The organism is Streptomyces lancefieldiae, from assembly GCF_031845825.1.
In the GTDB taxonomy this organism is placed as follows: Bacteria; Actinomycetota; Actinomycetes; order Streptomycetales; family Streptomycetaceae; genus Streptomyces; species Streptomyces lancefieldiae.
In genome coordinates this window covers 1-417 of record NZ_JAVRFH010000374.1, presented here as the reverse complement: position 1 = coordinate 417, position 417 = coordinate 1, and the positions used below count along the sequence as shown (strand labels likewise).

At 73.9% G+C, this 417-nt stretch carries 1 protein-coding gene; it reads right to left on the bottom strand.

The window, feature by feature from the left end; all coding sequences use genetic code 11:
• A partial coding sequence (locus RM812_RS42585) for a Rossmann-fold NAD(P)-binding domain-containing protein (protein WP_311586433.1) occupies positions 1-417 on the bottom strand: 417 nt, incomplete at both ends.

Below are 417 nucleotides of genomic sequence, written 5' to 3'. Positions count from 1 at the left end.
CGGGGATCTCGAGAGCGGCAACCCGCCCGAGCGCCCACAGGTGCGCACCCGCCGTCTCCGGCACCTCACCAGGCACCACGGACACCGCGCCCCGCGTCACCGCCCACACCGGAACACCGAACCCGGCGTCGCCGACGGCCTGCACCAGTGCCAGTGAGGTCGCGATGGCGATCGGCACAGTCGGGCAGTCGGCCTGTACACCCCCGGCCCACCCCAGGAGGGACAGGATTCCGGCAAGGGGTTCCTGCTCTTCGGCCGCGGTGGTGGTGAGCCGCGCCGACAGGTCGGCCCGGTCCGTCGCCGTCGCGTCGACCGTGAGACGGGAGACCGTGGCGCCGTGGGTGGTGAGGGCCTGCTCGACGTCGTGGGCGACACGCGTGGCGTCCGCGTCCAGGTGCTCGGGCACGACGAGCAGCC